This is a genomic window from Ruminococcus difficilis, assembly GCF_016680995.1.
The window spans coordinates 1-10,200 of record NZ_JAEQMG010000107.1 but is presented as its reverse complement, the minus strand read 5'-3'; the positions used below and the strand labels follow the sequence as shown (position 1 = coordinate 10,200).

Below are 10,200 nucleotides of genomic sequence, written 5' to 3'. Positions count from 1 at the left end.
TACAATTACTTTTCTTCGTTATCCTCGTCCTCGAAATTAGAGAACTTTGTAATGTAAATCGGTCTGTCCTTTGACTCCATATAAATCCTGCCGATGTATTCTCCAAGAACGCCTATAGACATCTCTGTCAGTCCGCCGAGGAAAAGTACTGCGCAGAGGGTGGTGACATAGCCCGGTGTCTGAATACCGAAGAACAGAGTCTGGATAAGAGTCACGAGAATATAGATGAGGGAGAGCACGAAGATTATAGCTCCCATGACCGCCGTAAATCTGAGCGGAGTGACTGAAAAACAGGTGATTCCGTCAATCGCGTATTTGAACAGGGAGGAAAATTTCCACGACGACTTGCCTAGCTCTCTGTCGACGGTCTTGAAGGTTATCCACTTCGTGTCAAAGCCGACCCACGAGAAAATACCCTTGGAAAATCTCTGAACCTCGCTGAGCTCGAGAATAGAGTTGACCATCTGTCTGGTCATCATTCTGTAGTCCATCGCGCCGTAGGGATTCTTGACGTCGGTCATGCGGTTTGACAGGCGGAAGAACAGCTTTGAGAATGCTCCTCTGAAAAAGCTTTCGCCTTCACGCTCGTCGCGTTTTGTGGCACAGCAGTCCCAGCCTTCCTCCATAGCCTCGAGCATCTGCGGAAATACCGCGGGGGGATGCTGCAGGTCCGCGTCCATTACGACGACGTAGTCGGCGTCGCAGTGCTGCAGACCGGCGTACATCGCAGCTTCCTTGCCGAAGTTGCGCGAGAACGAGATGTATTTGATGTTGTCAAACTTCGCTGCAAGGCGTTTCATTACGAGATAAGTCTTGTCCTTGCTGCCGTCGTTGACGAGAATATAGCGGAAATAATAATCGGGAAGAGTGTTGATGACCTTGTTAGTCTCAGTTACAAAGTGCTCGAGACCTTCCTCCTCGTTATAACATGGAACAACCAAATCTATAGTTTTCATATGATTAGAACCTTTCGTTTATATATCGAAAAATATTATACCAAATTATAACCGAAAAGTCCAACAAATTTCAAAAAAATATTTACCTCAGACAAAAAACGTGATACAATAAAATGGTTAGCAAAAAATAATATGGAGGTTCATAAAATATGCCTGTTTCAACAACGAACAAGGCGCTGCCTGCCAAGGAACCAAAGAAACGCAGCTTCCGCGAGTTTGCCATTCGCAACCGCTATATATGGCTGTCGTTCCTGATTCCATTTGTGCTGATGGTAACCGCCTTTGCTCTGATGAGCGTTTCACCCTTCGGAGACAAGCAGATTCTTGTTACCGACCTGTGGCACCAGTACTTTCCGTTCCTCGCCGACTTCCAGTACAAGCTCCAGCACGGCGAGTCCTTTTTCTGGACATGGTCTGTCGGTGGCGGCGTTAACTACTTCTCGCTGATGTCCTACTACCTCGCGAGTCCCGTTAACTTCCTGTCGGTGTTCATACCTGCCGACTGGCTGCGGGAGTTTCTGATGTTCTCCGTAGCGCTCAAGATCGCTCTCGGCGGCGCGTTCACCGCCTACTTCTTCAAGAGCGTCTATAAGCGCAACGACGTGTCGCTGATCATGTTTGCCTGCTGTTTCTCGTTCTGCGCCTACTTCATGGGCTACTACTGGAACACTATCTGGATGGACACGGTATGCATCACTCCGCTTGTCGCCCTCGGAACGGTCAAGCTCCTTACCGAGAACCGCTTCCGCCTCTTCACCGTGAGCCTTGCGCTCGCGCTGATAATGAACTACTACATCGGTCTGTTCGTATGTATCTTCGTGCTGATGATATTCATCGGCTACTCCATCGTTTACTGGAGCGGCATGAAGAACTTCTTTGTCAATCTGCTCAAGACAGGTATCTTCTCGCTTATCGCGATCGGTCTGACGACCTTCTTCCTGCTGCCTGCATTCATGGCGCTCAAAAACACCCACGCCTCGGGCAGCACCTTCCCGTCGACATTTGCGATAAACATCGGCGGCAGCAACGACTTGCTCGGAGTGCTCCGCGCGCTCAAGAGCATCACCGGCAGCTTCGCGAACTTCACCTGCGCGGCTAACAAGGCGGCTGACGCTCTGCCCAATATCTCATGCTCGGCGTTCGCGATGTTCTTCGGCTTCCTCTCTCTGACAAGCCCGAAGATCCGCCTCAGAGAGAAGATCGTCAGCATGGGACTGATTTTCTTCATGTTCCTCAGCTGCATTATCCGTCAGCTCGACTACATCTGGCACGGCTTCCACTTCACCAACATGATTCCGTACCGCTTCAGCTTCCTGATCAGCTTTATCTTGATCGTTATGGCGTTCCGCGCGTTCACGACGATCGATTCGATCAGCGTAGTCGGCGCACTTATAGCCACGGCAATGAGCATAGCGGTTATCCTGATGATGGTCGGCGACCCCGGTACCGAGAAGATGTTTACCGACCACCCCGACTGGCAGATTCCGAACCTTATCGCAATTGCGGCGCTGACGGTATTCATCGCGGTGGTAGTAATACTGTATACCAAGCGCGTCATACCGAAAACCGTAATGATCATCGCGCTGATGGTTGTCACAATTGCCCAGAGCGGCGTCACCGCGTATCTCGGCGTTAACCGCACGACCGTTACGGGAACATATGAGTATCCCCGCGGCGGCGAGAACATGGTAAATATCGTCAACACAATGAACGAACGCGAGGCTGACACACCCGAGCTGTGGCGTGCCGAGACTGCGACGACCCAGACCCTCAACGACGGCGCTCTCAACCACTACCACGGTCTGTCGATGTTCAATTCAATGGCGAACGAGAACATGACGCGCTTCTTCGAGAATTTCGGCATGATGGGCTGGAAGAGCGGCAACCGTTACACCTACGCCGAGAGCTCGCCCGTCACAAACCTCTTCATGAATCTCAAGTATATCATCGCGCGCAGCGGCAAGGTCAACAATACCTACGACCTCGCCTCGGTCAGCGCGTCGGGCAGCGTCGGACTGTTCCAGAACACCCACTACATTCCGATGGGCTTCATGACAAACTCCGCGCTCGGCAACTGGCAGGAGAACGACAACGAGGATCAGTTCAATCCGTTTGAGAAGCAGAACGAGTTCTTCAAGTACGCGACCGGCATTCAGGACGACGTATACACCAGACTCGAGGTCGTATCACAGGGTCACACCGAGGCGGAAAAATTCACCGTCATCAAGAAGGAATACGGACTGTACGATTTCAGCTGTGTTGACACCACGACCACACCTCACGTCAAGTGGAACTACGAGGCTCCGAAGGACGGTCTGTATATGATGTACGCCGACATTCAGGACGGCGACGACGTGACCGTTATGGTTAACGACGTGGCTCAGTCCGCGAAGTACGGAATGGCGCGCTCATATGTTGCCTGCATAGGCTACTTCAGCAAGGGCGACAAGATTTCCGTCTACGCCGACCTCAAGACAGGCTCGTCGGGCAAGGCGAGGGTCTATGTCGATATGCTCAACAAGGACGTCTTTGAGTCAGGCTACGCAAAGCTCAGCGAGAGCGTCATGACTACGACAAAGTGCACCTCTAGCTCGATGGAAGGCACGATCAATGTCAAGGAAAACGGACTGTTCTACACCTCTATTCCATACGAGAAGGGCTGGACGGCGACCGTCGACGGACAGAAGGTCGACATCACACCCGTCGGCAACTCTCTGCTCGCGTTCCCGCTTGAAGCAGGCGAGCACGAAATCAAGCTCAAATACTATCCCAACGGCTTCTGGGCGGGCTTCGCGGTATCGATGATCTGCGCGTGTCTGTTCGCCGGAGCCTGCGTGCTGGTATATGTGCTCAGGAAAAAGATAATGCCCGAGCCTGTGTATGAATCACAGCTCGACGGCATGGACGAAAAATAAACAATATAAAACGGGAGTCTCACGGCTCCCGTTTTATAATTGAAAATGAAAAATTGAAAATGGAAAATTTCGGGTCGCTTCGCTCCGGTTAATAATATTTGTTTTTACTGCAATAAATAATCATTGGTAATAAAAAAATACGTATTGCCAAAACCGTCGTTTTTTGCTATAATAAAGGGTATATTAAAACAGGATGGAGGAATAGTATGCTGAATATCAACTACAACGACAAATTCGGCAAAGAGGGTCTGACCTTTGACGACGTGCTTCTGATTCCGGGTGAATCCAACGTCGAGCCGAAGAATGTAGATGTTTCTACCAATCTTACAAAGACCATTCGCCTCAACACACCGCTGATGACCGCGGCGATGGATACCGTCACCGAGACCTCTATGGCAATCGCGATGGCGCGTGAAGGCGGCGTGGGTATTATCCACAAGAACATGGATATCGAGAAGCAGGCGGACATGGTAGACCGCGTAAAGAGATCCGAGAACGGCGTTATCGTAAATCCGTTCTTCCTCTCGCCCGAGAACACCGTCAAGGACGCTGACGACCTCATGGGCAAGTACAAGATCTCGGGTGTGCCGATTTGCCGCGAAGGCAAGCTCATCGGCATTATCACCAACCGCGATATGCGCTTTATGACGGCGGCGGATTTCGCTCAGCCGATTTCAAAGGTTATGACTCAGGAGAACCTGATCACCGCTCCCGTGGGTACCACGCTTGAGCAGGCACAGAGCATTCTGCGCGAGCACAAGATCGAGAAGCTCCCGATCGTCGGCAAGGACGGCAGTCTCAAGGGACTCATCACGATCAAGGATATCGAGAAGAGCGTGCAGTATCCCAACTCCGCGCGCGACGACAAGGGCAGACTTATCTGCGGCGCGGCAATCGGCGCGACAGCCGACGTGCTCGACAGAGTGGCGGCTCTTATCGAGGCAGGCGTAGACGTGGTTGTACTCGACTCCGCTCACGGTCACAACTCCAACGTAGTAAACTCCGTAGCCAAGGTAAAGAAGGCGTATCCGAACCTTCCTCTCATCGCGGGCAACATCGCGACCGCGGAGGCGGCAAAGGCTCTTATCTCAGCGGGCGCGGACGCCGTAAAGGTAGGCATCGGCCCCGGTTCAATCTGCACCACCAGAATCGTCGCGGGTATCGGCGTACCCCAGATCACGGCTATCTATGACGCGGCTTGCGAAGCGTCGAAGTGCGGCATTCCCGTAATCGCCGACGGCGGCATCAAGTACAGCGGCGACATCGTCAAGGCTCTTGCCGCAGGCGGCAGCGTAGTCATGGTCGGCTCGCTCGTTGCGGGCTGTGAGGAAAGCCCCGGCGAAAACGAGATCTATCAGGGCAGACAGTTCAAGGTATACCGCGGAATGGGCAGCCTCGGAGCTATGGGCAAGGGCAGCGCTGACCGCTACTTCCAGGCGAGCAACCGCAAGTTCGTACCCGAGGGCGTTGAAGGACGTGTTCCCTACAAGGGAATGCTCTCCGACACGGTTTACCAGCTCATGGGCGGCCTCAAGGCAGGCATGGGCTACACGGGCTGCGCTACTATCTCAGAGCTTCACGAGAAGGCACAGTTTGTACGTATTTCGGGCGCGGGTCTCAGAGAGAGCCATCCGCACGATATTCAGATCACAAAGGAAGCTCCCAACTATTCCTATAATTTCAGCTAAAATCAAAAGGGTTGTCCGCGCGGCAGCCCTTTAATATTAGGAGATGTTTAAGATGAAAAAATTTATTTCTCTTCTGCTCTGCACCACCCTGCTTATCAGTCTCTTTTGCATAAATGTCAATGCAGCAGAAGCCGAAGAGTTGACCGTTCCGAGAGTCTACGTCACCACCGACGACGGCAACGGCAACACCATTGAAAAGGCTGACGGCTACGTCGGTGCGAACATAAAGATCGAGGACGTCGACGGCAGCGTTCTAAGGTTCGCGGCAACAGCACCGCGCTCGCCGAAAAGAAGCCGTTCACCTTCAAGTTCTCAAAGAAGAAGGACGTGCTCGGCATGGGCAAGGGCAAGAAGTGGGCTCTGCTCGCGAACTGCTTTGACCCGACGCTGATGCGCAACTACATCGCCTTCGATATCGCGCACGAGCTCGGCATCGACTACACCTCGAACCAGAAGTACGTCGAGCTGTGGGTCGACGGAGTGTTCAAGGGCTGCTACACCCTCATGGAGCCTGTTCAGCAGGGCAAGGACAGGGTCGATATCGATATCGAGAGCAACAACGGCATGAAGGACTTTCTGATCGAGTACGAGTACAACCGCGAGGAGGAAGGCGTCACCTACATCAAGTCAAACGGCTACCGCTTCGCGCTCAGCGAGCCCGAGGAACCTACCGCGGAGCAGCTTGAGTACATTCAGGAAAAGGTCGATATAATGACCGCCGCGATGGTGAGCAAAAATTACGACAGGATAACCGAGGTTCAGAAAATCTGCGCCGATATCATCACCGCCGACGGAAGAACAAAGGCGGCTGCGGATATCAACGGCGACGGCGTGATAGACGTTACCGAGGCGACGAAGATACAGCAGAACCTCGCGGAGATTTTCACCGACGGATATACGAGGAACATCGGAAAAACATTCCGTTTTTCAGTTTCGTAAAAATATCTAAATTTTTATTGCGTTACCTGTATTTTTGTGGTATGATAAAACCATAAAATTTAAGAACAGGGAGTGTTTTAAATGTATAGACTGGGAATTGACCTCGGCGGCACCAACATCGTAGCGGGTTTGGTTGACGAGGAGTACAAAATCGTGGCAAAGGTTTCGTGCAAGACGAACGTTCCGCGTCCCGAAAGCTCGATCTGCGACAGCATGGCAGAGGTCGCTCTGAAGGCTTGTGAGAAGGCAGGCGTTTCGATCGACGAGGTCGAGAGCATCGGCATCGGCGTACCGGGCGCTGTAAACCCCAAGACGGGCGTGATTGAGTATTCCGCAAACCTTCACTTCCACAACTGGGAGGTTGTGAAGATGATGCAGGAGCGCCTCAACAAGAAGGTTCTGATCGAGAACGACGCTAACGCGGCGGCTCTCGGCGAGTTTCTCGCAGGCTCCGCGAAGGGTACTAAGAACGCTGTTGCAATCACCCTCGGCACAGGCGTCGGCGGCGGTATCATCATCAACGGCAAAATCTACAGCGGCTCCAACTTTGCGGGCGCTGAGCTGGGTCACATGGTAATCGTCAAGGACGGCAAGGAGTGCGGCTGCGGCAGAAAGGGCTGCTGGGAAGCGTATTCCTCAGCGACGGGTCTTATCAACCTGACAAAGGAGAAGATCCTTTCCGACAAGCTCGACTACAGCTATATGCTCAAGCTCGCCGACGGCGACATCAACAAGGTAAACGGCAAGACCGCGTTTGACGCTGCTGCGGCAGGCGACAACGACGCTCAGGAGGTTCTCGACACCTACTTCGGTTACCTCGCTACAGGTCTTGTAAACATCATCAACATCTTCCAGCCCGACGTACTCTGCATCGGCGGCGGTATCTCCAACCAGGGCGAGAACCTTCTCCGTCCGCTGAGAAAGATCATCGAGGAGGAGCGCTACACCAAGCACAACGACAAGCAGACTATCCTCTGCACCTGCACTCTCGGCAACGACGCAGGCATCATCGGCGCGGCGTTTTTGGATTAATAAAAATTTAAATTTACATCTCAGGGGAGCTCCTTGCGGGCTCCCTTTTTTCGCGTAAAAGGAAATGTGCAGAATCAACAAACTTTTAGTACGCGTTTTAAAAATAATACTTTACAATGGTTGGCAAAAGTGATAAAATATAGGGTAATGAAACGTGTGTTTATCTACACGTTGCGGCTTTCTATCAATTCACCTAAAGCCGTTTGATTAAAAAGGAGGACGAAATCCCATGGCAAGAAAAATGAAAACCATGGATGGCAACAGCGCGGTTGCTCACGTGTCTTACGCGTTTACCGACGTTGCGGCTATCTATCCCATCACACCTTCTTCCGTAATGGCTGACCTTACCGACCAGTACTCGGCTAACGGCCTTAAGAACCTTTTCGGAAGAGAAGTTCAGGTAACTGAGATGCAGTCCGAGGGCGGCGCTGCAGGCGCGGTTCACGGCTCTCTCGCGGCAGGTGCGCTCACCACCACCTACACCGCTTCTCAGGGCTTGCTCCTGATGATTCCTAATATGTACAAGATGGCGGGCGAGCTGCTTCCCGGCGTTATCCACGTATCGGCTCGTGCTCTCACCAGCCACGCTCTCTCGATCTTCGGCGACCATTCAGACGTATATGCCTGCCGTCAGACAGGTTACGCAATGCTCTGCTCCAACAATCCTCAGGAGTGTATGGATCTCGGCGCCGTTGCTCACCTCACCGCTATCAAGGGCAGAGTTCCCTTCCTGCACTTCTTCGACGGCTTCCGCACCTCTCACGAGATCCAGAAGATCGAGGAGTGGGACTACGCTGACCTCGCAGATATGCTCGACTGGGACGCTGTAGAGGAATTCCGCAGACGTTCACTCAACCCTGAGCACCCCGTAACCCGCGGTACCGCTCAGAACGACGATATCTTCTTCCAGGCACGCGAGGCCTGCAACCAGTACTATGACGCTGTACCCGAGGTTGTTATCGAGTACATGAACAAGGTCAACGAGAAGATCGGCACCAACTACAAGCCCTTCAACTACTACGGCGCAGCTGACGCTGAGCACGTAATCGTAGCTATGGGTTCTGTCTGCGACTGCGCAGAGGAAGTTGTTGACTACCTCAACGCTGCAGGCGAGAAGGTTGGTCTGCTCAAGGTAAGACTTTACCGTCCCTTCGTCGGCAAGTACATGACCGACGAGCTTCCCAAGACCGTCAAGACAATCTCCGTTCTCGACAGAACAAAGGAACCCGGCTCCATCGGCGAGCCTCTCTACCTCGACGTTCTCGCAGCTCTCAATGATTCCGAGTTCGCAGGCGTAAAAGTATACGCAGGCCGTTACGGTCTCGGTTCCAAGGATACCACACCCGGCGACGTTATCGCTGTTTACAGAAACGCTGAGTCCGAGGCTCCCAAGAAGCGCTTCACCATCGGCATCGTAGACGACGTCACCAACCTCTCACTCCCCGTAGTTGAGAATCCCGACACCACTCCCGCAGGCACCCACAGCTGTAAGTTCTGGGGTCTCGGCGCGGACGGTACCGTCGGTGCCAACAAGAACTCCATCAAGATCATCGGCGACCACACCGACATGTACGCTCAGGGCTACTTCGCTTACGACTCCAAGAAGTCCGGCGGTCTTACCGTATCCCACCTGCGTTTCGGCAGCACACCGATCAAGTCCACATACTACATCTCCAAGGCTGACTTCGTAGCATGCCACAACCCCTCATACGTTGACAAGTACGACATCGTTGACGACCTCAAGGAAGGCGGCTCGTTCCTGCTCAACTGCGCTTGGGACGTTGAAGAGCTCACCAAGCGTCTCCCCGGCAAGATGAAGAGAATCCTCGCCGAGAGAAAGATCAACTTCTACACCATCGACGCTATTCAGATCGGTAAGGAAATCGGTCTGGGCGGCCGTGTAAACACCGTACTTCAGTCCGCATTCTTCAAGATCGCCGACATCATTCCCGCTGAGGAAGCTAAGGAATTCATGAAAGCTGCCGCGAAGAAGTCCTACCTCAAGAAGGGTCAGGCTATCGTAGACATGAACTATGCCGCTATCGACCGCGGTATGGAAGACCTTAAGAAGGTCGAGATCCCCGCTGACTGGGCTAACGCCGCAGATGACGCCGTAGCTGACAAGGCTGACGGACAGGGCGCTCTCGTTGAGTACGTAAACGGCATCCTCAAGCCCGTTAACGCTTACAAGGGCAACAAGCTCCCCGTATCCGCGTTCGTTGACCACATCGACGGTACCTGCCCCAACGGCTCCGCTGCTTTCGAGAAGAGAGGCATTGCGGTAGACGTTCCCGAGTGGCAGAGCGCTAATTGTATCCAGTGTAACCGCTGCGCGATCGTATGTCCGCACGCTGTTATCCGTCCCGTTCCCATGACAGACGCCGAGGTTGCGGCTGCTCCCGAGGGAACAGAGGCTATCCCGATGATCGGCCTTAAGGAACTCAAGTTCGTTATGACCGTTTCCACCCTCGACTGCACAGGCTGCGGCGCTTGCGCTCAGGTATGCCCGGGCAAGAAGGGCGAGAAGGCTCTCGTTATGAAGCCCATCGATTCTCAGAGACCCAAGCAGGCTCTCTTCGATTACGGTCTGACCGTAGACGAGAAGCCCGAGGTTGCAGAGAAGTTCAAGTTCACAACCGTCAAGGGCAGCCAGTTCAAGCAGCCCCTGCT

Annotated in this window: 6 protein-coding genes and 1 pseudogene; 6 read left to right on the top strand and 1 reads right to left on the bottom strand. The window is 53.1% G+C overall.

What is annotated here, in order from left to right; genetic code table 11:
* Positions 1 to 5: 5 nt before the first annotated feature.
* Positions 6 to 956, bottom strand: a complete 951-nt coding sequence (locus JKK62_RS10450; protein WP_201427842.1) for a glycosyltransferase family 2 protein — start codon at positions 954 to 956, stop codon at positions 6 to 8.
* Positions 957 to 1,105: 149 nt separating this feature from the next.
* Here JKK62_RS10450 and JKK62_RS10445 point away from each other — a divergent pair, with 149 nt between their 5' ends.
* The 6 genes and pseudogenes from JKK62_RS10445 to nifJ all read left to right on the top strand — a co-directional run.
* Complete coding sequence (locus JKK62_RS10445) at positions 1,106 to 3,871, top strand: YfhO family protein (protein WP_201427841.1); 2,766 nt, start codon at positions 1,106 to 1,108, stop codon at positions 3,869 to 3,871.
* Positions 3,872 to 4,077: 206 nt separating this feature from the next.
* Positions 4,078 to 5,559 (top strand): IMP dehydrogenase, encoded by a 1,482-nt coding sequence (gene guaB / locus JKK62_RS10440; RefSeq protein WP_201427840.1) that lies wholly within the window; start codon positions 4,078 to 4,080, stop codon positions 5,557 to 5,559.
* A gap of 52 nt (positions 5,560 to 5,611) precedes the next feature.
* Complete coding sequence (locus JKK62_RS17500) at positions 5,612 to 5,950, top strand: hypothetical protein (protein WP_243411822.1); 339 nt, start codon at positions 5,612 to 5,614, stop codon at positions 5,948 to 5,950.
* Positions 5,878 to 6,498: pseudogene (locus JKK62_RS10435) on the top strand (CotH kinase family protein); the annotation flags it as partial. The gene JKK62_RS17500 and the pseudogene JKK62_RS10435, both read left to right, overlap by 73 nt.
* Before the next feature lie 81 nt (positions 6,499 to 6,579).
* Positions 6,580 to 7,530, top strand: coding sequence for an ROK family protein (locus JKK62_RS10430; protein ID WP_201427839.1), 951 nt, complete (start codon positions 6,580 to 6,582; stop codon positions 7,528 to 7,530).
* 229 nt (positions 7,531 to 7,759) lie between these two features.
* On the top strand, positions 7,760 to 10,200 hold a 2,441-nt coding region (gene nifJ / locus JKK62_RS10425; protein WP_201427838.1), incomplete at its 3' end, for a pyruvate:ferredoxin (flavodoxin) oxidoreductase.

Excerpts from the sequence above, each read along its gene's own strand:
- JKK62_RS10450 (WP_201427842.1), bottom strand. The coding sequence starts at position 956 with ATGAAAACTATAGATTTGGTTGTTCCATGTTATAACGAGGAGGAAGGT.
- JKK62_RS10445 (WP_201427841.1), top strand. The coding sequence starts at position 1,106 with ATGCCTGTTTCAACAACGAACAAGGCGCTGCCTGCCAAGGAACCAAAG.
- guaB (WP_201427840.1), top strand. The coding sequence starts at position 4,078 with ATGCTGAATATCAACTACAACGACAAATTCGGCAAAGAGGGTCTGACC.
- JKK62_RS17500 (WP_243411822.1), top strand. The coding sequence starts at position 5,612 with ATGAAAAAATTTATTTCTCTTCTGCTCTGCACCACCCTGCTTATCAGT.
- JKK62_RS10430 (WP_201427839.1), top strand. The coding sequence starts at position 6,580 with ATGTATAGACTGGGAATTGACCTCGGCGGCACCAACATCGTAGCGGGT.